At 66.9% G+C, this 21642-nt stretch carries 24 protein-coding genes; 7 read left to right on the top strand and 17 right to left on the bottom strand.

Translation table 11 applies throughout. The features are described 5' to 3' along the window. Positions 1–116: 116 nt before the first annotated feature. The 4 genes from ACX12F_RS10095 to ACX12F_RS10080 are packed head-to-tail and all read right to left on the bottom strand — an operon-like array spanning position 117 to position 4344. Positions 117–1538, bottom strand: coding sequence for a DUF1254 domain-containing protein (locus ACX12F_RS10095; protein WP_459369434.1), 1422 nt, complete (start codon positions 1536–1538; stop codon positions 117–119). Between the two features lie 2 nt (positions 1539–1540). Beyond that, complete coding sequence (locus ACX12F_RS10090) at positions 1541–2416, bottom strand: SDR family oxidoreductase (RefSeq protein ID WP_459369433.1); 876 nt, start codon at positions 2414–2416, stop codon at positions 1541–1543. A 31-nt stretch (positions 2417–2447) separates the two neighbouring features. After that, entirely contained in the window at positions 2448–3707 is a 1260-nt protein-coding gene (gene mshC, locus ACX12F_RS10085; RefSeq protein ID WP_459369432.1) for a cysteine--1-D-myo-inosityl 2-amino-2-deoxy-alpha-D-glucopyranoside ligase, read from the bottom strand. A gap of 58 nt (positions 3708–3765) precedes the next feature. After that, positions 3766–4344: a tRNA-specific adenosine deaminase gene (locus ACX12F_RS10080; protein WP_459369431.1), complete on the bottom strand. Its 579-nt coding sequence runs from the start codon at positions 4342–4344 to the stop codon at positions 3766–3768. 136 nt (positions 4345–4480) lie between these two features. Between ACX12F_RS10080 and ACX12F_RS10075 the strand changes: the two genes are divergently transcribed. Continuing rightward, positions 4481–4963 (top strand): nucleotidyltransferase family protein, encoded by a 483-nt coding sequence (locus ACX12F_RS10075; RefSeq protein ID WP_459370298.1) that lies wholly within the window; start codon positions 4481–4483, stop codon positions 4961–4963. On the opposite strand, the gene ACX12F_RS10070 is transcribed toward ACX12F_RS10075, so the two are convergent. The 6 genes from ACX12F_RS10070 to pucL are packed head-to-tail and all read right to left on the bottom strand — an operon-like array spanning position 4906 to position 12992. Further along, positions 4906–6051, bottom strand: coding sequence for an XdhC family protein (locus ACX12F_RS10070; protein ID WP_459369430.1), 1146 nt, complete (start codon positions 6049–6051; stop codon positions 4906–4908). The two genes, ACX12F_RS10075 and ACX12F_RS10070, sit on opposite strands and share 58 nt — an antisense overlap. A 2-nt stretch (positions 6052–6053) precedes the next feature. Further along, on the bottom strand, positions 6054–6536 hold the full coding sequence (locus ACX12F_RS10065; RefSeq protein ID WP_459369429.1) for a nucleoside deaminase: 483 nt from the start codon (positions 6534–6536) through the stop codon (positions 6054–6056). Beyond that, positions 6533–9271: a molybdopterin-dependent oxidoreductase gene (locus ACX12F_RS10060; RefSeq protein ID WP_459369428.1), complete on the bottom strand. Its 2739-nt coding sequence runs from the start codon at positions 9269–9271 to the stop codon at positions 6533–6535. The genes ACX12F_RS10065 and ACX12F_RS10060 overlap by 4 nt, the downstream gene beginning before the upstream one ends. 36 nt (positions 9272–9307) lie before the next feature. Beyond that, the gene (gene uraD / locus ACX12F_RS10055; RefSeq protein WP_459369427.1) at positions 9308–11233 is read right to left on the bottom strand and encodes a 2-oxo-4-hydroxy-4-carboxy-5-ureidoimidazoline decarboxylase; all 1926 of its coding nucleotides are present in this window, start codon (positions 11231–11233) and stop codon (positions 9308–9310) included. Further along, the gene (locus ACX12F_RS10050) at positions 11223–12050 is read right to left on the bottom strand and encodes an FAD binding domain-containing protein (protein ID WP_459369426.1); all 828 of its coding nucleotides are present in this window, start codon (positions 12048–12050) and stop codon (positions 11223–11225) included. The genes uraD (ACX12F_RS10055) and ACX12F_RS10050 overlap by 11 nt, the downstream gene beginning before the upstream one ends. 39 nt (positions 12051–12089) lie before the next feature. Further along, on the bottom strand, positions 12090–12992 hold the full coding sequence (gene pucL / locus ACX12F_RS10045) for a factor-independent urate hydroxylase (RefSeq protein ID WP_459369425.1): 903 nt from the start codon (positions 12990–12992) through the stop codon (positions 12090–12092). A 196-nt stretch (positions 12993–13188) separates the two neighbouring features. Here pucL and uraD (ACX12F_RS10040) point away from each other — a divergent pair, with 196 nt between their 5' ends. The 3 genes from uraD (ACX12F_RS10040) to ACX12F_RS10030 are packed head-to-tail and all read left to right on the top strand — an operon-like array spanning position 13189 to position 14848. Further along, positions 13189–13677 (top strand): 2-oxo-4-hydroxy-4-carboxy-5-ureidoimidazoline decarboxylase, encoded by a 489-nt coding sequence (gene uraD / locus ACX12F_RS10040; protein WP_459369424.1) that lies wholly within the window; start codon positions 13189–13191, stop codon positions 13675–13677. Continuing rightward, positions 13674–13985 (top strand): hydroxyisourate hydrolase, encoded by a 312-nt coding sequence (gene uraH, locus ACX12F_RS10035; RefSeq protein ID WP_459369423.1) that lies wholly within the window; start codon positions 13674–13676, stop codon positions 13983–13985. Before uraD (ACX12F_RS10040) ends, uraH begins: the two co-directional genes overlap by 4 nt. Beyond that, positions 13985–14848, top strand: coding sequence for a MurR/RpiR family transcriptional regulator (locus ACX12F_RS10030; protein ID WP_418002517.1), 864 nt, complete (start codon positions 13985–13987; stop codon positions 14846–14848). The genes uraH and ACX12F_RS10030 overlap by 1 nt, the downstream gene beginning before the upstream one ends. Here the strand turns inward: ACX12F_RS10030 and ACX12F_RS10025 are convergent. After that, on the bottom strand, positions 14778–15548 hold the full coding sequence (locus tag ACX12F_RS10025) for a 3'(2'),5'-bisphosphate nucleotidase CysQ (RefSeq protein ID WP_459369422.1): 771 nt from the start codon (positions 15546–15548) through the stop codon (positions 14778–14780). The genes ACX12F_RS10030 and ACX12F_RS10025 overlap by 71 nt on opposite strands. A 141-nt stretch (positions 15549–15689) precedes the next feature. Between ACX12F_RS10025 and ACX12F_RS10020 the strand changes: the two genes are divergently transcribed. Then, entirely contained in the window at positions 15690–15986 is a 297-nt protein-coding gene (locus tag ACX12F_RS10020; RefSeq protein ID WP_459369421.1) for a hypothetical protein, read from the top strand. Positions 15987–16050: 64 nt separating this feature from the next. On the opposite strand, the gene ACX12F_RS10015 is transcribed toward ACX12F_RS10020, so the two are convergent. The 6 genes from ACX12F_RS10015 to ACX12F_RS09990 all read right to left on the bottom strand — a co-directional run bounded on the left by ACX12F_RS10015 (position 16051) and on the right by ACX12F_RS09990 (position 20189). Next, positions 16051–16716: a GNAT family N-acetyltransferase gene (locus tag ACX12F_RS10015; protein WP_459369420.1), complete on the bottom strand. Its 666-nt coding sequence runs from the start codon at positions 16714–16716 to the stop codon at positions 16051–16053. Positions 16717–16784: 68 nt separating this feature from the next. Next, complete coding sequence (locus ACX12F_RS10010) at positions 16785–17645, bottom strand: Rv2133c family protein (RefSeq protein WP_459369419.1); 861 nt, start codon at positions 17643–17645, stop codon at positions 16785–16787. Beyond that, positions 17629–18213 carry an Rv2134c family protein gene (locus tag ACX12F_RS10005; protein ID WP_459369418.1) on the bottom strand — a complete coding sequence of 195 codons (585 nt, stop codon included), beginning with the start codon at positions 18211–18213 and terminating at the stop codon, positions 17629–17631. Before ACX12F_RS10005 ends, ACX12F_RS10010 begins: the two co-directional genes overlap by 17 nt. A 29-nt stretch (positions 18214–18242) precedes the next feature. Continuing rightward, complete coding sequence (locus ACX12F_RS10000) at positions 18243–18947, bottom strand: histidine phosphatase family protein (RefSeq protein ID WP_459369417.1); 705 nt, start codon at positions 18945–18947, stop codon at positions 18243–18245. Between the two features lie 16 nt (positions 18948–18963). Then, complete coding sequence (locus tag ACX12F_RS09995) at positions 18964–19842, bottom strand: undecaprenyl-diphosphate phosphatase (RefSeq protein WP_459369416.1); 879 nt, start codon at positions 19840–19842, stop codon at positions 18964–18966. A 35-nt stretch (positions 19843–19877) separates the two neighbouring features. After that, entirely contained in the window at positions 19878–20189 is a 312-nt protein-coding gene (locus tag ACX12F_RS09990; protein WP_459369415.1) for a hypothetical protein, read from the bottom strand. Between the two features lie 191 nt (positions 20190–20380). Between ACX12F_RS09990 and ACX12F_RS09985 the strand changes: the two genes are divergently transcribed. Then, a complete protein-coding gene (locus ACX12F_RS09985; protein WP_459369414.1) occupies positions 20381–21370 on the top strand; it encodes a YncE family protein in 990 nt (329 codons plus the stop codon). Further along, entirely contained in the window at positions 21370–21642 is a 273-nt protein-coding gene (locus tag ACX12F_RS09980) for a DUF5703 family protein (RefSeq protein WP_459369413.1), read from the top strand. The genes ACX12F_RS09985 and ACX12F_RS09980 overlap by 1 nt, the downstream gene beginning before the upstream one ends.

Below are 21642 nucleotides of genomic sequence, written 5' to 3'. Positions count from 1 at the left end.
GGGCGGCACACCGCTGGCTCTGTGCCGAATACGCACCTTCGGCGGCGCCGAGCGCGACGAGAATGCGCACCAAATGCGGCGTGTCGCACGCAAACACGCACGCTCGCGGTGATTGGTTACACGCGGACGGGCTTGGGGGCCTTCCAGGTGCCGTCGAGCGCCTCGGGTTTGGGCCAGTACAGCCGCAGCGCCACCGAGAATGGTCCGGCCGGTGTCGGTAGCCAGTTGGCTTCGCGGGCCGGTCCCGGCGACTTGTTCTGCAGGTTCAGCGTGATGCCGCCGTCGGGGTCTTTGATCAGGGTGGGCAGCATCGCCGAATTGATGAGGTACCGGTTGATGGGGTTGGCCACCAACTGGCTCTGCGGCATCTCGTAGACCGTCACCGACCAGAACGCGTTGACCGGCGGCAACTGCCCGGGCGCGAACCGCAAGGTGTAGTTGTTGGTGCCGGTCAGCGGTGCGCCGGCGCTGTCGTTGACCCCACCCGGATAGATCGCCTCGGCCGCGGTGTTGCCGTAGATCCCGAGCACCGCACCCGCCATGCGGTACAGGTAGTTGCCCTTCAAATCGGTTGCGGTACCGAACAATTGAGCCGACGTCACCTCGCCGGTGTCGACCTTGTCCTTCTTGAACTCGTTGAACGCCGCCCAGGCGTCGGCCATGCCGTCCTCGACGGCCTTGCGGTTTTCGGGGGTGAGCGTGTCGGCACGGAAGCTGCCGTCGGGGCCGACGCCGATGGCGGCGAAGCGCTCGCGCTTCACTTCCTCGGCAGCCTGCGCCGGCGCGAACTTCATGACGAAGTTGAGGATTTCGAAGAACTTCGGCGAGGTCCGCTCATCCTGCGCCGACAGCGGTTTCACGAAGTCGATGGGCGGGGCGGGTGGTGGCGGCGGCTGCTTAAGGAACGCCGATAGCGGCGTCACGTGGTAGCCCGCCTGAATCTTCTTGACGTTCTCGAGGTCCGTCGGCCCGAACAGCTGAGTCCGGTACAGCACGAAGGCCAGATCGGTGGAGCTGCGAATCACGCGCTCAACGCCTGGCGGCGTCTGGCCTCGCCAACTCGGTCCGGCCAGAAGGTAGTTGCCGGGGCCGTTGCCCGTGGCGCGGCTGCCGACGTAGGCGATGTTGTAGGTGTAGCCGTCGACGAACTGCAGCGAGTAGTAGCGGCCCGCCTCGACCGGCGGGACACTGAGCACCAACGGCTCGGCGCGCAGGTCGGCCCCGAGGAACGAGTACGGCGTGTCCGAGTTGGGCGTCTGGACCGTCTTGTCCTCCGGAGTGAAGACGCGCGCGACGTTGTGGACCTCGTTCCAGCCGCCCTTGTACTCGGGACCGCCTTTGTCCACGAAGTACGAGTACTGAATCCGGTAGTTGTCGACCATCGGAAACCCGTACGTGTAAGCGGCTTTCGCAATGGCCCGCACCTGGTCCGGAGTCGGCGGCGACGACGGTGCCGGGCTCGACGACTCGTGGCTCGAGCACCCGGTAACCGTCAACAGCATCGCGACGAGGCCGAGGCAGAAGTAACCGACCCGCATGGTCAGTGCTTGTCGAGCTGCTCGGTGTGAACGCTGGTCGAACGGCCGAGTGCGGCCACCTCGGCATCCATCCGGGGCAGCAGATCGGGCACGAACTTGGCCACCGGCACCTCACCGATGCGCGTCGCCAGCAACGGCCGCAGCCAGCGCAGCGCGCCGACCCAGCCGGGGCAGTTTACCCGGGTCTTGCGCCCCTCGATACCGGCGACGAAAGCTTCGCCGCACTTGTCGACCGACGTCGTCTTGCTGATGGGCCACGGCAGCTTGGTCAGCATCTCGGCGAACGTCGACAGGTCGGACTTGGTGTCGCGGACCATCGCGGTGTCGATCCAGGACATGTGCGCCGAGCCGACGTCGACGCCGCGGTAGCCGACCTCGAGGCGCAGCGCGTTCGCGAAGTGCTCCACGGCGGCCTTCGAGGCGTTGTACGGCGCCAGGCCCGGAGCGGCGGTGTACGCGGCCAGCGACGACACGATCAACATGTAGCCACGACGCTCGATGACCGACGGCAACGTGGCGCGCACGGTGTGGAAGACCCCGAGCACGTTGATGTCGAGCAGCCGCTTGAAAGCCTCGGGGTCGACCTGCAGCACCGAGCCGTAGGTGGCGATGCCGGCGTTCGCCATCACCACGTCGATGCCGCCGAACCGCTCGACGGCCGCGTCGGCAGCGGCCTGCATCGACGAGAGGTCGCGCACGTCGGCGACCACCGTCAGGACATCGTCGCCGAGGGCGGCGGCCGCGGCGTCCAGTGCCGCCGCATCGACGTCGATCAGTACCAGCTTGGCGCCCTTACGGTGCAACCGGCGGGCCACCTCGGCCCCGACCCCTGCAGCACCACCGGTGATGAAGACGACTTTTCCGTACACAGAACCCATGATGGCAAAAAGTACCCGCACGGCGAAGTGACTAGAGGGTCACCCCGAGCAGCGCGTCGACCGTGTCCGCCACCAACCGCGGCGACGCGGCGTCGTGTCCGCCGTACTCCAGCGCATCGGTTGACCAACCATCAAGGGCGGCAAGCACTTTCGGAGTATCCAGGTCATCGGCCAAGTACCGGCGGACGCGGGCGAGCAGATCGTCGGCGTCCGGGCCGGCGGGCAGCGCGGTGGCGGCGCGCCAACGCTGCAGGCGCATCTGAGCTGCGCCGAGGACCTCGGGGCTCCAGAAGCGGTCGGCGCGGTAGTGCCCGGCCATCAGGCCCAGCCGGATGGCGCCCGGGTCGACGCCGTCGGCCCGCAATTGCGACACCAGCACCAGGTTGCCGCGGCTCTTGCTCATCTTGTGGCCGTCCCAGCCGATCATCCCGCCGTGCACATAATGACGGGCGAAACGCCGCTCCCCCGTTACTGATTCGGCATGCGCGGCGGAGAACTCGTGGTGCGGGAAGATCAGGTCGCTGCCGCCGCCCTGGATGTCGAAGCCCGCGCCGACGCGGTTCAGCGCGATTGCGGCGCACTCGATGTGCCAGCCCGGCCGGCCCGCACCGAACGGCGACGGCCAACTCGGCTCGCCCGGCCGCTGCACGCGCCACAGCAGGGCGTCGAGCTGGCTGGCCTTGCCGGACCGGTCGGGATCGCCGCCACGCTCACCGAACAGCGCCAGCATGGTGTCGCGGTCGTAGCCGGATTCGTAGCCGAACTGGGTGGTGGCGTCGGCCCGGTAATAAATGTCGGGGTACCCAGGTTCATTGGGGTCGTCGACGACGTACGCGGCGCCGGAGGCCAGCAGCTTCTCGACGAGCTCGACGACCTCGGCGATGGACTCGATGGCGCCGACGTAGTCGTGCGGCGGCAGCACCCGCAGCGCGGCCATGTCCTGCCGGAACAGCTCGGTCTCGCGGTCCCCGAGGGCGCGCCAGTCGATGCCGTCGCGCTCGGCGCGCTCGAACAGCGGATCGTCGACATCGGTGACGTTCTGCACATACCGGACGTCGTGCCCGGCGTCGAGCCAATAGCGGTGCACCAGATCGAACGTCAGGTAGGTGGCGGCGTGACCAAGGTGCGTGGCGTCATACGGCGTGATGCCGCAGACGTACATGGTGGCCTTCGGGCCCGCCGACACCGGCCGCACCTGACGGTCGGCAGTGTCGTAGAGCCGGAGTTCAGGGCCCGCCGGTCTCGGTCGGCCCGGCAGGTTCGGGACGCTGGGCGCCAGCCACGATCGCATGGCATCGACTCTAACCGTCGCCATTTCCGCCCATCGATTCGATCAACCAGTAGTTCGATCAGCCCAGCGGAATGTTGCTGCCCGGTTTCGACTCCTGGTACTGCTGCGAGAGTTCTTGATACCGCCGACGAATGCGCGCGATGCGCTCATGCAGATCGCCGCGGCGCGATTCGGGCTCGGCACCGGCGAGCTCACCGATGCCGTACGCGGTCCAGAACGCGTTGGTTCGGCGATAGCCGCCCGGCGACAGGCCGAACAGTTCTTTGAGGATTCGCAGATCATGCGGAATCGCGAAGCTGTCGCGCGAATCCTCGTGGCTGAACAGGTAGTAGAAATTGTCGAATCCGGCCCACGTAATCGCCGACATGCACAAAGTGCAGGGCTCGTGGGTGCTCAGGAATAGCAGGTCACGCGTCGCAGGGCGGTCTGCTATCTCGTAGAACTGATTGAGCGTGTTGATCTCGCCATGAAAAAGGGGGTTGCGCGTTTCCGCGTTGGTCCCCGCCAGCACCAACGACAGGTCCGTTTTGCGCAGCAGCGCGGCCCCGAAGACCTTGTTGCCCGCAGCGACGCCCTGCGCGGTCAGCGGAAGGATGTCGGACTCGATCACGTCGAGCAGTCGCGGGACGAGCTCCATGTGAATACTCCTCATCGGTGGTTCCTTCGGAGCGATTGGTTACGCCGGGGCCGGTATCGTCCGCACGGTGAGGCCGCCTGATCATCCCCGGGTCGCCGGGCTGTTGCTGGCCGCGGGCGCGGGCCGTCGATTCGGCATGCCGAAAGCCTTGGTGCCCGGGGCAATTGAGCGCGCTGTCGACGCACTGTGGTCGGGCGGCTGCACGTCCGTTGCCGTCGCTCTCGGCGCCGGATATGAGCGCGCCGCAGCACTCGTCCCCGACACGGCGTCGATCATCGAGGTGGCGGGATGGGAGGAAGGCATCGCCGCGTCGCTGCGCGCCGGACTCTCGGCGATCGACGCAGATGCCGCCCTGATCCATTTCGTGGATCTGCCGGATGTCGGGCCGGATGTAGTCGCGCGTCTGCGTGCACTGGCGAATCGAGACCAGCTCGCCAGGGCGACCTACTCGGGCACACCCGGCCACCCGGTCGTGATCGGCCGCAATCACTGGGACCGGGTCATCGCCCGCGCCCACGGAGACCACGGCGCGCAGGAATACCTGAACAGCGTTGGCGTGCTTCATGTTCCCTGCGAGGATCTGGCGACGGGAACCGACACCGACACACCGGCCCGCTGATGAACATCGCCGTCGCGGTCACGCAGCGGAAGACCTGTTCCGCCTTCACGCAGGCTGATGATTTCCGCCATGATCGCGATCGCGATCTCCTCGGGAGTTCGACCGCCCAGATCCAGTCCGATCGGAGAGGACAGCCGGGCCAGTTGCCTGTCGTCGATCCCCCGCTCGCGCAGCCGTGCCACCCGTTCGTCATGGGTTCTGCGCGAGCCCATCGCGCCGACGAAACCGATCTCGGGCAACGCCAGAGCCACCTCGAGTAGCGGCACGTCGAAGCGGTCGTCGTGCGTCAGAACGCAGATCGCGGTGCGCGCATCGATCAGCCCGGCACCGGTCTGTTGCCTGAGGTAGCGATCGGGCCAGTCCACGACAACCTCGTCGGCCATGGGGAACCGGTCTTTGGTCGCGAATACCGGTCGCGCATCACACACCGTCACGCGGTAGCCGACGAATGCTGCGGCGTGTGCAACAGCGGCAACGAAGTCGGTCGCGCCGAAGACGATCATCCGAGGTCTGGGTGCCAGTACGCGAGCGAAGACGACGTCGCCGTCTGGGCCGGTGAGCGTACGGCTGGTGGTCAACGAGTCCGCGGCGCGCACCACAGCGTCGTCCAGCGAGCCGACGCCAAGGCTGCCCTTCACCGACCGGTCGGCGATCACCAGGTGGCCACCGGGCCCACTACCCGACGGGGCCGGCTCGCCGGCGCTGACGAGCGTGGCCAGGACAGCGGTCTGACCCCGGTCGGCGACTTTTACAGCGAACTCGAGTTCCGCGACGTTCGACGGGCCGAAGCGCTCGACGAAGACATCGATGGATCCGCCGCACCGCAGACCGACAGAGAACACCGACTCGTCACCGGCGCCGTAGCTGACCAGCCTCGGCTCGCCCGAGGACAGCACCTCCAGTGCCAGCTCGTATACCGCGCTTTCGACGCAACCGCCGCTGATGGAGCCGACGACGCTACCGTCGCCGGCCACGAGCATCGACGTACCCGGCCCGCGCGGCGTTGATCCACTGGCAACGACCACCGTGCACAACGCCACCGACTCGCCGAGCCGGGTTCGGGCCAACAAGTTCTCGATGACGTCCACGGTTAGTACTGAACCCGGTTGCTGTTGCCGATCCACGTCTCGAACGGCAGGAATGACTGGTCCAGGCGGTGCTGCTGGACGGGGACTTCCCAATGCTCACGAGGCTTGTCGAACAATTCGTAGAAAGCCCGGTCGTCGAACCCGCCGACTGCCGCGTCGTGGCGGTCCGCTGCGAACACGATCCGATCGACCCTGGCCCACAAGGCCGCGGACAGGCACAGCGGGCAGGGTTCGCACGACGAGTAGAGCGTGTGGCCCGCAAGACTGAAGCTCCCGACCCGCTCGCAGGCGGCCCGGATCGCCATGACCTCGGCGTGTGCGGTCGGATCAAGGTTCTGCGTCACCCGGTTCTGCCCGGTCGAAACCAGCTCACCGGACCCGACGACCACTGCACCGAACGGCCCGCCACCGGCTTCGACATTGGCCGTCGCCAGGTCGATCGCGACGGTGAGCCATCTCGGATCGGTACCCGTGGATGCGTTCATTGTGGTGTTCCTTCCTGCGCCAGCCGCCAGACTCGGTCCCCCGACATGGGGAGTTCGTACGGACGCACGCCGATGGCGCGACGAATCGCGTTGGCAAGGGCGGGCGCCACGGGGTTGTACGGGGATTCGCTCATCGATTTCGCGCCGTAGGGCCCGAGGTCGTCGGCGGTCTCGGCGAACAGGACCGTGGTCGGCGGAATGTCGGCCATCTGGGGCACCCGATACGTGCGGAATGTGGGCGTCGACACCCGGCCCGATTCGTCGATCATGATCTCTTCGTAGAGCGCCGATCCGATGCCCTGGGCGACGCCGCCTTCAACCTGTCCGCGGCACTGGGCCGGATTGACGACGACGCCCGCGTCGGCGGCGTGCACCGACTGCAGTATCTTGACCGCCCCGGTCTCGGTATTGACCGCGACCCGGAATCCCTGCACGTTGAACGCGATCGAACGCAGTTCACCCGTTTCGGCGCCGGTCGTCTCGATGCCGTCGCCCACCCGATACTGCGCCGGCGCGGCCGCGATGATGTCGCCGAAACGCACCAGACCCGAGGAGGTCCGCACCCCACGTTCGCCCAAGTCGCCGATCTCGCCGGTCAACTCGAAGACCGTGTCCAGGATCAGCTCGCGCATCTTCGACGCCGCGACGTACAACGCCTTACCTGCGACCGTGGTCCCCGCTGAGGCGAAGGCGCCCGTGTCATAGTCAGCCGCGTCGGTGTCGCCGTTGCGCAGAATTATCCGGTCCGGCGTGGTGGCCAGCGCAGTGGCGGCGATCTGAGTGTGCACCGTCGTGGTGCCGTTGCCGAACTCCACGGTCCCGATCCCCACCTCATAGCCCCCGCTCGGGGTGAGCCGAACCTTGACCGAGGAGTAATGGCCGCGCGGCGCCAGCGTGGCGATTGCCGACAATGCGATGCCCTCCCCGGTGCGCCACTGGGCCCCCGGCGGAACCTCATCGCCATCGGCGCGCGACAGGGCCCGCTCGACCAGATCGAGGCACTGGTCGAGCCCGTAACTGCCGTAGATCAGGTCCGGTTCGGGTTCGGGATGGGCGATCAACAAGTCGTCGCCGTCACGCACCATGTTCGTGCGACGAATGGTGAACGGGTCGATGCCCAGCTGCAGCGCGAGCTCGTCGAGTGCGCTCTCGATCGCGAATATCACCTGACCGAGTCCGTATCCGCGGAACGCGCCCGACGGCGGATTATTGGTGTAGACGGCCTCGGCATCGACGCGCTTGACGGGGCATCGATAGACGGACACCGACTCGGCACAGCCGTGGAACAGGACGCCCGGTGAATGGTTTCCGTAGGCGCCGCCGTCGCTGAGCACTGCGATCTTCATCGCGGTCAACGTGCCATCGGAGCGGGCGCCGAGCGTGACATCGACCCGCATGGGATGGCGATACGCGGTGGCGGTGAGCTCGTCGGTCCGCGACATCTCGTAGGCGACCGGCCGCCCGGTGCGCAACACCGCGAGCGCGACGAGGTCTTCGGTGAACATCTCCTGCTTGCCACCGAAACCGCCGCCGACCCGCGCGGTATACACCCGCAGCCGGTCCTCGGGCAGGTCGAACAGCAGGCACAGCTCCTTGCGAACCAGGAACGGAACCTGTGAGCTGGTGCGCAGAGTGAGCCGTCCGTCGTCGTCCAGCCAGCCGATGGTTCCGTGCGTTTCCAGCTGAGCATGTGTCACCCGCGCGGTCCGCCAGGTACCGCCGACGGTGACGTCGGCGTCCGCCAGCGCCACGTCGATGTCGCCACCGAAGCCTTCGTGCATCGCCGCGATCACGTTGCGCGACGCGTCGGCGACGCCGTCATCAGGTGTGCGGTCCGGATGCAGCAGCGGTGCGCCCGCCGACCTCGCCTCCTGCGGATCGAACACGCTCGGCAGCAACTCGTAGTCGACGACGATGCGGCGTGCCGCGTCCTCCGCCGCGGCGAGCGTGTCGGCGACGACGGCCGCGACCCGCTGTCCGATGAAGCGGACGACCGGGTCGAACACGAGAGTGTCGTCGGGGTCGTCGGTCCGCAACTCGTGACGCGCGGTCGAGAAGCGTTGCGTCGCAACGTTGAAGTGCGTCAGGATCAGCTCGACTCCGGGTACCTGCTGGGCGGCCTCGGTATCGATCGCCAGAATTCGGGCGTGCGCATGAGGCGAACGCAGCACCGCGAGGTGCAGCAGCCCAGGCACGTCGATGTCGAAGGTGTAGGGCTCGCGGCCGGTGACGACGCGGCGCCCCGCGGGTGGCCGCAACGACTCCCCGATAGCCGGGGCGTCCACCGCAACGGTCTCGCCGCTGCCCGTGACGGCGGCACGAATGGCCTGCCGAATCGGCCGGTACCCGGTACACCGACACAGGCTGCCCTTCATCAACCGGTCGAGATCGCCGAGGTCGTCCTGCTTCAGGGTCGATGCGGTGACGATCAGCCCGGCGGTGCAGAAGCCGCACTGAAAGGCGAAATTGTCACAGAACGCACGCTGCATCGGATGCAGATCATCCCCGTCACCAAGCCCGGCAACTGTGGTGACAGCGCGGCCGGCCACCCGGGCTGCCGGGTAGATACAGGAATGCACCGGCACGCCGTCGAGGAGGACCGCACACGCCCCGCAGTCGCCGGCGTCGCATCCCTTCTTGACGTCGAGGTGCCCAGTTTCCCGGAGCAATGTCCGCAAGCACTGCCCCGGACGCAGTGCGGCTTCGACGGTCATACCGTTGACGTCAAATCTCATTCGGCCGCCATCGCGCGCCGCGGCGGGGGCCAAGCGTCATCGCTCCAGTCTCAAACGTCGGGCAGAGGCAATGGGATTCGCATCGGCGACCAGGTCGTCGAATCGCCACGCCGCGATGCGCGAAATCTCACTGAGCGCCGCCATGTGCTCGACCTGCGGGGAGTTCTCGAGCCGCCGCCAGCCGAGGGTCAGAATGTGTTCCCGACTTTCCAGATCCCGTAGACAGATGATGAGGGGGAAGCCGAATTTGGCTTCGTAGGCAGCCGACAACTCGCTGAATTCCTCGGCCTCCTCCGCCGTGAGACCGTCGAGACCCAGGTAGGCCAGATCGACTTTCGACACGTTCTGTTCCTGCGTCTCGGCCAATGCCGGGTACGCCTGCATCAACTCCATCTGCTCGGCGGAGGAGGCCGCGAGCAGCGCGGTCTGAACGGCGGCGCGCAGGGCTAGGGTGTCGGCGAACGGACGTTGCGCAAAGGCGCGTTCGACCGGCCAGGCGAGGCCTTGGTATAGGCCGGAGAACGTCTTGACGAACTCGTCCTCCGTCATCTTGTTGACAGCGTCGAGTCCGACTTCGCCGGTCCGTGGCGTGCCCGCAACCATCGGCCCACGGCTCGGACCGATGTGGAAGAACACGACGTTCAGGACGATCGCCGCAAGGGCACCGAGCGTGATGCCCGAGCCGCAGATGATCTGCGCCCAGGCGGGAAAGCTGTACTTCAGCAGGGGTTGCGCCGTGACCAGCATGCCGAGGCCGATTGCGGTACCGACGATCACCGCGTTGCGGTGGTCGTTGAAATCGACCTTCGAAAGGGTCTGGATGCCCACGACGGCCACCGTGGCGAACAACGCCAACGATGCCCCGCCGAGCACCGAGTGCGGGATCGCGGCCACGACGGCCGCGGCTTTGGGCAGGTAGCCCAGCACGATCATGATGACGCCCGCCGCGGCGACGACCCAGCGGCTCTTCACCTGAGTCAACCGGACGAGTCCGACGTTCTCCGCGAAGCAGGTGTAGGGGAACGAGTTGAGGACACCGCCGATCGTGGTCGCCACACCGTCGGCGCGCAGTGCTTTGGCGATGTCGTTGGCGCCCACCCGCTTACCGACGATCTCGGCTGTCGCGAACACGTCACCTGTGGTTTCCACCGCGGTGATGATCATGACGACGATCATCGAGATGATCGCGGTGGCGCTGAATGTGGGCCAGCCGAAGTAGAACGGCGTGGTCACGCCGAGCCAGTGGGACGTACCTACCGCAGTGAAATCGACATCCCCGAGCAGCGCGGCGACCGCAGTGCCGATGACCAGCCCGGCCAGCACGGCGATCGTGGCGAGGAACCCGCGGAAGAGGCGCTGCATGACGATGATGATCAGCAAGGTGCCCGCGGCATACGCGAGGTCCTTGAGCGCCACGTCCTTTTTCATCGCCTCGGTGGTCGTGCCACCGACAATGTCATTGGCCGCGACGGGCAAGAGCGCGATGCCGATGATCGTGATGACCGATCCGGTGACGACCGGCGGGAAGAATCGCAGCAGCTTCGAGAAGTACGGCGCCATGAAAAAGGTGAAGAGTCCGGCGACGATCACCGACCCGTACACCGACAGCAGACCGGGAACCCCCGACAAGCCGCCGGCTGTGCCGATCGCGATCATCGGGCTGACGGCCGCGAAGGTCACTCCCTGAATCAACGGGAGTTTGACGCCCACTTTCCAGAACCCGACCGACTGGATGATCGTCGCGATCCCGCAGGTGAACAGGTCGGCATTGATCAGATGGATCATCTGCTCGGGCGAGAGCTTCAGGGCTCCGGCGACGATGATCGGAACCAGCACGGCTCCGGCATAGAAGGCCAGGACGTGCTGCATTCCGTACACGGCCAGCTTGGGAATCGGCAACACTTCGTCGACGGGATGCACCGCCTTGCGGGCGATGTCAGGCGCGGTGGTCTCAATCGGCATTGCACACCTCCAGGTGAGAACGAATTTCTGCGCGAATCTCCATGGCCAGCACGCCGCTGACGCCCCGGCGCCAGTCCGCAGCTCCGAGTGGGTCTGTGTAGTAGCCGGATGCGGCCTGCACGTCGGATCGGAGGGTGTCGGCACTGGGCAGTCCCGAATAGCGAAAGACCGTGGGCGCGGCCGTCGCGGCCGTGACGGCGAAGACCGTCGACCCGTCATCGTCACGGCGGCCGCTGACGACGGCACCGGAGCGGCCGTGCTCGGCCAGCGCGATGGTGCGCAGTGCGGCGGTGGCACGCAACGCCCCATCGGGCAGATGCAACGCACGCATCACCTCGCCGCGGCCCAGCGAATTGGTGCCGTTCCCCGTGACCAGATCGGCGACCGGTTCCCATCGGGTCTGGCCGTCGGGAGTCCAGATCTCGGCCACCCCGTCGAGGGCAACGGCGAGCGACACCATCGACGCGGCCGCGAACGACCGGCAGATATTGCCGCCGACGGTGGCGACGTTCCAGATCTTGAACGATGCGAGCAGCGCGTTGGCGCACTCACGGAAGAGGTGCTGAGCGGGCCAGTCGGGTCGGCGGGGGTAGCTCACGAGTTCAGCGATGGTGCACGTCGCCGCGATGCGCAGTCCGCCGTCGGTGGGCTCGATTGGGCGCCAGCCCATTGTCGTGAGGTCGACGACGCCGGTGAGTTCGATCTGCGGTTCAGAGAACAGCCACGTCCCGCCGGCGACGAAGGATTCGCCATCCGCAAGGTGCAGATCGGCTTGCGAGCGCGCGAATCGGTATCGGTTGACGGTGTTCAGGTCCATTGGGCTCCCCTCCTGCGGTCGCGCGGCGTGCTGTGTCGCTCAGCAGAAGTCCGGAATCGTGGCCCACGCCTGCGGCGCCTCGTCCGCGCCCTCGCGGGTGATGGTGGCTTGGATCAAGCCATACGGCCGGTCGGCGGCGTAGAAGACCTCGTTCGGGTTCTCCAGCCCGAACGGGCTGAGGTCGACCACGAAGTGGTGTTTGTTGGGACACGACAACTTGACTTCCGCGACCACATCGAACGTTTCGAGGATCGCCTTACCGATCTCGAACAGCGTCTGCTGCAATGCGAGCGAATGGACACTGGCGAAGGTGGTGAGCACAACGTCGGTGATGGCGTCGTGCAGGGCGTTGAAGTCGAGGTCAGTGCTCAGGTAGCGCCACCATGCGGTGATGGATGTGGCCATGATGCGGTCGTCGGTCTCGACGAGCGTGGTGTATTTGTCCCGGGGGAAGCCGTGGAACTCCGAGCCGGTGGACTTGAGCACGATGCAGTCCTTGATTCCGGACACCACCCACGTCGTGTCTCCGGCCATCTGGACGACGGTCGTTCGGACAAACTTGCCGGCTCGGACAAATGAGTGGTCGTGCGCCTTGCCGTCGACGACGATCCGTTCCCACGCGTACTCCTGCGCCTCCCAGCGGCCTCCGGTCACCCATTCGAAATCACCGACGAAGTGCCTGCCCAACGCAATCAGGAAATCCTCGGGTGACTTCACGCCCACTTCTTTGGCGTAGGCGTACACCGTGTTCTTCTGCGTGTCGGTCGCGACCACGTGCGAGTTGTCGCCTTCGTAATGGCAGGCGGTGAAATCGCCCCGCAACTGGGAAGTGACGTTCAGATCGACGATGCGATGGACGGGCGTATCCCGAACGATACGGACGAGGCGGTTCTCCGCCTTGCCGTACTGATTCGATCCGAGGACGATGTCACCTACAGCCACGATTTCCCCCTGACGCGCGATAAACGGCTCAACCCCTGCAACGTACGTTTCAGATTTTGTTGCGGCATCACCAATTCGTTTCAACCATGTGACGAAGTACCCGATCCGGGAAGTCCGCGTCGGCGCCGACCTGGGCGTTAGCGGGTTGTAACAGTTTCATCGGGAAGAAGCACTGCTGCAACGCTAGATTCAGGTCATGGATCTTCAGACGTTCAACTCTGCGTCGCCTGAGGAAGCCGTAGAGGTGCTGCGCCCCTGCGCCAATATTCCGCCCTGGCTCAGCGCGGTTGTCGCGGCGCGACCATTTGTCAGCGTCGGCGAGCTCGAGTCGACCGCCGCGCGCGCCGCTGACAACTGGAACGCCGACAGCTTGGATCAGGCGCTGGCCCAGCACCCCCGCATCGGGGAACGGGCCCGCGGAACGTCAGTCGAGTCCGACCTGTCGCGCGGCGAACAGCCAGCGATACCGAACGAGCTTGCGGCGACACTGGCCAAAGCCAACGCGGACTATGAGGCGAAGTTCGGGCGCATCTTCTTGATTCGTGCGAAGGGCCGCAGCCCAGCCGACATCTACGACGCCCTGCAACACCGGCTGTCACTCAGCCGCGATGAGGAGGCCGTCATCGCCGTCGGCCAGCTTCGGGAGATCGCACTCCTGCGACTGTCGGAACGCGTGACGCCATGACGTCACTGTCCACCCATGTGCTCGACGCGGCGCGGGGAGAACCTGCCGCGGATCTCGCCGTCGTCGTGAGCCGGATGAATGAGCAGGTGGCGGCCGCACATACCGACAGCGACGGCCGAATTCGTTGGAATGTCACGCTCAGTCCTGGCGATTACCGGCTGCATTTCGCGACGGGCGCATGGTTCGCCAGTACCGGTCGGGAGTGTTTCTACCCCACAGTCGAATTGCACGTCACGATCGGAGCGGGCCACACGCACGTCGCACTGCTGCTGAGCCCGTTCGCGTACACCACCTACCGAGGAAGCTGATGCGCCAGGACCCGCCTGACTCGCTGGAGGCGAGAATCACGAGCCGCTACGCGTCGATGAGCCCGCAGGAACGCCGCGCCGCCGACGTGCTGCTCGAGCACGCCGGCGACGCCTGTACCTATCACGCAAGCGAACTCGCCACCATGGCCGATGTCTCGAAGGCGACGTTCTCCCGGCTGGTGCGCACCCTGGAGTTCAGCAGCTTCGACGCCATGCGAGAGCACCTGCGTGCGCTGCGGCGATCGGGCGTGCCCGTCACGGCCGAGGGCACGCCCGACGTCAGCGCGATCATCTCGCAGGACATCGCGAACCTGCATGCCATGCACGCCCAGCTGGATGAGGCAGTGGTCGAGGCCGTTGCGGAGAAGATCGCTGCCGCACGTCGCATCGCCGTCTGCGGTTATCGGAGCAGCCTGGCTGCGGCAACGGTGCTCAGGCTGAACCTCGCGCAGATGCGGCCTGATACCTGGCTGGCCCCCAGTTCAGGTCAGTCCGTCGCCGAAGACGTCGCGGACTTCGACGAGCACGACCTGCTCATCGCGATGTCGTTCCGACGCCACGGCCGGTGGGCTGGTGAACTCGTCGGATGGGCTGCCGAGTCCGGAATTCCGTTGGCGCTCTTCGCCGACGACCAACTTCGTTCGATCGCCGGTCGTGCCACGTGGTGGCTCGAATGCCCGAACGTCTCCCCCGGCGCCTTCGACAGTCACGCCGCCGTCATGAGCCTGGTCTCGGTCCTCTCCGATCGTGTTCTTGCCCTCATACCCGACGGGCCGCAACGCATCGACCGCGTCAACTCGGTCCACCAGACACTTGGCGCACCGCGTCCAGCAGCAGGTCGGCGAACTCGGGGCGGCACATGACAAAGTCCGGCAGGTACGGATCGGGCCGGTTGTAGCGCAGCGGCGAGCCGTCCAGGCGCGACGCGAACAGCCCCGCCGCCTGGACCACGCCGGCCGGAGCGGCGGAATCCCATTCCCACTGCCCGCCGGCGTGCACGTAGGCGTCGACGTCGCCGCGCACCACCGCCATCGCCTTGGCACCGGCCGAGCCGATGCCGACGAGCTCCATGTCGAGCACATCGCGCAGCCACCACACCACGGCCGGGGGCCGGTAGGTACTGGTGGCGACGCGGATGGGGCCGGGACGACGCAGCGGCGGGCCGGTCACGGTATCGGTACGGTGCACCTCACCGTGCGCGGGCAGCGCGACGGCCGCGTCCGTGATGGACCCGTGCGGGCTGCCATCGCGCTGCCACAGCGCGATATGGACGGCCCAGTCCGGCCGGCCTCGGCCGAATTCGCGGGTGCCGTCGACCGGATCGACGATCCACACCCGGTCCGAGCGCAGCCGCACCAGGTCGTCGGTGGCCTCCTCAGACAGGATGGCGTCGTCGGGGCGGGCCGTGCGCAGCCGATCGAGGATCAGCGTGTTGGCGTGTCGGTCGCCGGCGGCGCCGAGGGTGTACGGATCGTGGGAGCCGAGTCGGTCGCGCACCGACAGCAGGAACTCCCCTGCCTCCCGCGCGACCTCGGCGGCTAGCGCGACATCGCTCTGCTCCACGCCAATGAGTATCGCCGAGGCTCACGTCACAGCCGAAATCGCCTATTCACAGCCAGGTAGCAGGTTGCTGGCAGGTCCTGCCGAAAAACGGCCCATAACATTTGGACAACTATTTACCCGTCAGTCATTAAGGAGGACGCCATGGACGCCGCATCCATCGGGCCGGTCAAGCGCCGTCGGTCCCTGCTGGTGAAGACGTTCGGATTCGCCGGCGTCGCCACAGGTGTAGCTCTCGGTGCCTACGGCACGACCCACGCCCCCGCCCCGGCCGTCGCACCGGTGGCCTCGTCGGGCCACGGCGCGACGTCAGGTGAGTACAGCCAGCCGACCGTCGGCGGCATGAACATCGGCGCCACCGCCACCATGACGACGCCCAGCAATGTCGAGGCCGTCACCGTCGCTTCCCCGCCGGTCAAGGCCGCGCCGTACCACGGCTGATCCGACGCCAGGCACGTAAAAGGGCTCCGGGGGTTCCCGGAGCCCTTTTACGTTGTGGCGCAGCCTACTTCGGCGTCGCGCCCGGAGCGCGGACCACCATGGGCACAGCCGGGAAGTACGACGCCATCTCCGACCGAGACCGGCGCAGCGCCGCGGTGCCGTAGCCCCTGTGGCGATGCTCGGGGTGCACCCAGATGCGGACGTTGACCTCGCCGCCGACCAGTTCACCGAACACCATGGCGACCTTGGCACCGTCTTCCTCGGCGACGAACCACACCGCCTCCTCGGCGTTGACGCGGGCCAGAGCGGCCTTGATCTCGTCGTCCAGGTCGCCCGCGGCACGGCCCGAGCCGTCACCGGAAGCACCGACATCGGCGGTGCGGGTGGCGAAGATGTCGCGGTCGGCGGCACCGGAGAACGGGCGCAGCACCAAGTTGTCCCCGAAGCTGGCGGGGCGGTCTTTCACCGCGAAGGACAGCTGACTGTTCAGGTCTTCGAGTTCGTCGGCGATGCGCTTGCGGGCATCCTTGGTCAGCAGATCGAAGGACATCGCCATGACCTGCTCGCCGCCGACATGAGAGGTGCCGAGCAATTTGGCGATCGCATCAACGGCGGCGGCTTTGTCGTCGGCTTCGACGATGACGTCGAGCACCTCATGCCGGCGGTCCAGCGCCTTCTGGAGGGCATCGGTGATCTCGCGGCGGGCTGCGGCCTTGTCGTGGTCGGTCATGCCGACGAGCCTAGAGCACTACCGATCGGTAGGGCGGCGTAAATCGGTTACCTGTGTGCAAACTGCGATCAAAAGGCCGGCCATGGTATCGGGCGGTGCCGATCCGGGGTCGGCATGATCGGATTATCAAGCAGTTCAACAACTCTCGCCTGCAACGCGGCGATCTCAGGACGGGTCAGGTGCGGGGCCAGCTCCGCGGCGAGACTGTCGTGCAGCGTGTCCCGCAACCCGGCGACGGCACCGAGCACCTCGTCGTCGATAGGTTTTCCGGCCCAGCCCCACAACACCGTGCGCAGCTTGTCCTCGGCATGGAGGCTGACGCCGTGGTCGACGCCGTACACCTGGCCGTCGGCGCCCGCGAGGACGTGACCGCCCTTGCGGTCGGCATTGTTGATCAGCACGTCGAACACCGCCAACCGGTGCAACCGGGCGTCGTCGGCGTGCACCAGCACCACTTCGTCGCCTTTATGGTCGTAGGCCCGCAGGATCGGTAGATAACCCGCCGGCACGCGGCTCGCCGGAACGAGGTCGACGAGGTCTGGGCCAGGCGCTGGTTCGGTCTCGCTGAGCGCGTTCTGGGCGAGCGTAGCGACGGGAAAGACATCGCCGGGTTGGTCCACCCAGCGCTGCACCATGCCTGGACCTGCCGGACCCTCACGAATAATGGTGTGCGGCACCAGGTTCCAGCCCAGCGCAGCCGACACCAGGTAGGCGGCCAGCTCGCGGCCGGCCAAGGTACCGTCGGGAAAATCCCACAACGGGGCTTCGCCGGAGATCGGCTTGTACACGCAGTGCAAAAGGGCGCCGTCCAGCTCGGCCTCGCACAGGAACGTCGCGTTGCTGGCTGACCTGATGCGACCGAGCGCGGTCAGCTCCCCCTGCTGCAGAACGCGTTCGGAATCACGCCCTGCCTCATTCAGCGGGTTCATCACCGGCATCCAGCACGCCGCGTCGATACCCGTTGGTGCGCACGCAGATATGGCCCTCGGGGTCCAGCGGTTCGTCACACAGCGGGCACGGCGGCCGGCCGGCGGAGATCACCCGATTCGAGCGGTTCGCGAAATCCCGGGCCGACTGCGGGCTCAGGAATACCCGCACGGCATCGGGCCCCTCCTCGGCGTCGTCGAGCACCACCGAGGCGTCGAATTCCGAATCGGTGACCGCCAGCAGCTCCACCACCACGGTCTGGGCTTCGGAGTCCCAACCGAGGCCCATGGTGCCTACCCGGAACTCGGCGTCCACCGGCATGACGAGCGGATTCAGGTCGGTGACCTCGCCGGTGTCGGGCGGGATCGGGGTGCCGAACCGGCGGTTGATCTCCACCAGCAGTGCGGAGATGCGTTCGGCCAGGACCGCGACCTGTTGCTTCTCCAACATGACCGAGACGACCCGCTGCTCGTGCACGGCTTGCAGGTAAAACGTCCGGTTACCAGGCTGCCCAACGGTCCCGGCCACGAAGCGGTCGGGAGTGCGGAAGACGTGGATTGCGCGGGGCATGGCACCTTTCAAAATACCGGTTCACCGGTCTAGTCGGTCGAGCCGCCGACGGTGGCGTCGTGTGTCGGCGCGGCGTCCTCGGCCTTGCTGGGCTCTTCGGGTTTGGGCCGCAGCGCAGAGCTGAGATCCGAGCCGGTGTGGTTGACGTGCAACACGAACGGCCGATGCGGCGTATAGCGGATGACGCTCATGGAGGCGGGGTCGGCGACGATCCGCTGGAAGGCGTCGAGGTGCACACCGAGGGCGTCAGCCAGCACAGCCTTGATGACGTCGCCGTGAGTGCACGCGATCCACAGGGCGTCGCCGTCGTGCTCGTGCGCCAGGGCCTGGTCGATCTCACGGACCGCCGCGACCGCACGCGACTGCACCTGGGCCAGCCCCTCACCGTCGGGAAACACAGCGGCGCTGGGCTGCTGCTGGATAACGGGCCACAGCGGCTCTTTGACCAGATCGGCGATCTTGCGCCCGGTCCAACCGCCGTAGTCGACTTCGGTCAGCCGGTCTTCGACGCGCGGCTCCAGGCCGAGCGCCGCGGCCAGCGGGGCGACGGTGTTCTGGCAGCGCAGCAGCGGCGACCGGACGATGGCCTTGACCGGCAACTCGCCGATTCTGTCGACGACGCTCTGCGCCTGCGCGCGCCCCTTGTCGTCGAGGTCGACACCCTCGGACCGGCCGGCCAGCGTGTGCGCGGTGTTGGATGTCGAACGCCCGTGCCTGAGCAGGATGACGGTCATCTGGCCTCCTCGAGTGTCACTGCGCGGCCACCACGCCGGTGCCGAGCATCGTCAGCACCGTCACGCCGAGCACCACGCGATAGCCGACGAACCAGTACATGCTGTGCCGCACCAGAAATTTCAGGAACCAGGACACCGCGGCGTAGCCGACCACGAAGGCGATGGCGACGGCAACGGCCAGCTGAGGGCCGGTGGCACTCATGCCCTCGGTGACGGGCTTGAAGGCATCGGGCAGCGAGAACAAGCCGGAGGCCAGCACCGCCGGGATGGCGAGCAGGAAGCCGAAGCGCGCCGCCAGCTCGCGGTTCATACCCAGGAACAAGCCGGCGCTGATGGTCGCACCGGACCGCGACACGCCCGGCACCAACGCCAGGCACTGTGCGAGGCCGACGATGACGCTGTCCTTCCACGTCAGCCGCTCGACGTCGCGCGTCTGCTTTCCGAGGTATTCGGCGAGGGCGATGACGGCCGAGAACACGACCATCGCGGTGGCGACGACCCACAGATTGCGGGCGCCGGAGCGGATCTGATCCTTGAACAGCAGCCCCAGGACACAGATCGGGATGGTACCGATGATCACCCACCAGCCCAGCCAGTAGTCGGCGCTTTTCCCCGTCGCTTCGCTCGCCCCGGCGGTGCGCCGGGCGGCGTCGGTCAACCCGCCGAACCAGGCGGTGAGGATGCGCCAGATGTCCTTGGCGAAATAGATCAGGACCGCGGCTTCGGTCCCCAGCTGCGTGACGGCGGTGAACGACGCCCCGGCGTCGCCGGCGAAGAACAGCCGGGAGGCGATGGCCAGATGGCCCGACGACGACACCGGCAGAAATTCGGTGAGCCCCTGCAGGATGGCCAGCACGATCGTCTGCCACCAGCTCATGGCTGCCACGTCAGTCACGCCGACGACCGTACCGTGAGCGGCGCGCGCGGGCTTTAGTGGTTGCGCGGCACCGGTTGTGCGTCGGCGACGGCGTCCCGCACGGCCGCGGCCAGGCTGCGCTCGTCGTGCACGTCGACGTGCGCGAGGCTTCGCGAGGACACCGCGACGATGTCCTCTTCCTGGGGCACCGGACCCGGCAGCCGCGGCCGGTAGATCTCGACAATCAGCACGCGTTTGTCGTCCAGGCGAAAGGAAAAACTCCGGCCGTCGCCAACTTGGCCAAACCCGCTGGCCCGCAGACCTGTGGAAAGATCTTCGATAGCAAAATTACCGTTGGCAAGATCGCCGTCGGTGGCAATGCTCATGCTTCCGACCATACCGCTCCGGTACGGAGCGTACCCACCGGAAGATGAAATTTGACGCCGAGAAATTTGCCTAGACTGGCAATTTACGATCGTCCGCCGTTCACCCGACCGAAAGACAGCCCGTGTCAATGGATCACCACCGAATCAATTGTCGGCGGCGTGAATATCCGGCCAGCGTAACGCGATTCGCGATGGCCGCCCTGACCGTCGGCGCCCTGACCGCCTGCTCGTCCCATCCGGCCGATACGCCGCCACCCACCATCTCCCCCGCACGCGCCGCGGTGTCACCCGCGGTCAGCGGCGCGCCCGACGGCGTCGTCCGCGCCCTCCCCGGCCCCGGCACCGGCGCGGCCTTCGACACGGCGACGTCGTCTCTGGTGGTGCTGGGCACCGACGGCGCGGGGCATCCAGTGGTGACCATCCCGGGCACCCCACCAGTGGTACTGCCGGCCGCGGCGACGGGAATCGCAGGCGACGGCGCGGGCACGGCATTTCTGGCCACTCGGGGTGGTTACCTGCGGTTCGACATCGGCAAGCGCGCGGTGCAATCCGTCGGGGTGGACGGCCAGTCAGGCACCGACTTCACCTCGATCGCCCGGCGAGCCGACGGGAAACTGGCCCTGGGCACCGCCGACGGCGCGGTGCTGATCGTCGACGGCAGCGCGGTGCAGTCTCGGATGAAGGCCTTCGCCCGGGTGGACGGTCTTGCCGCCCAAGGCAATACCGTCGTGGTGCTGGACCGCGGCCAGACCTCGGTGACCGAGGTGAACGCGGCCGGCACCGATGTCGCGCAGGCGCTGCGCGCCGGTGAGGGCGCCACCACGCTGGCCGCCGACCCCGCGGGCCGGGTACTGGTGACCGACACCCGCGGCGACGGCCTGCTGGTGTTCGGCACGACGCCGCTGATGCTGCGTCAGCAGGCGCCGGTGCGGGGCGCGCCCTACGGCCTCGTCGGATCGTCGAAACTCGCCTGGGTTTCACAGACCGCGACAAACAGCGTGGTTGGTTACGATCTTTCGACTGGTATCCCCGTGGAGAAAGTCCGATATCGCACCGTGCAGCAGCCCGACGTCCTCGCCTTCGACGAACGCACCGGCACCTTGTTCGTGGTGTCGGGTTCGGGCGCCGGGGTGCAGGTGATCGCGAATGCCGCCGCCGGGCCAGGGTCGAGCGGGCGCTGATGCAGCGGGGGCGGATGCCGGCGGCATGGGCGGAGGACTTGTCCGACGACTACGAATGGATTCCGCTCCGACTGCCCCCGGAGGTCACCAGACTGTCAGCGTCCATCCGGCTGTCGATCGAGGCCGAATATCGTGGTTGGGAACTGACCCGGGTGCGCCTCTACACCGATGGTTCGCGCCGGGTGCTGCTGCGTCGTCGCAAGATCAGGGCGAGCGAAGCGACGGGAGATGTGCCCGATAGATTGGCGCCGCCCGAACAGCCGTCGATGTGA

This window comes from Mycolicibacterium sp. HS_4_1 (assembly GCF_054515875.1).
Note: the sequence above shows the minus strand (reverse complement) of the source record. Positions and strands in the feature narration are given on the sequence as shown.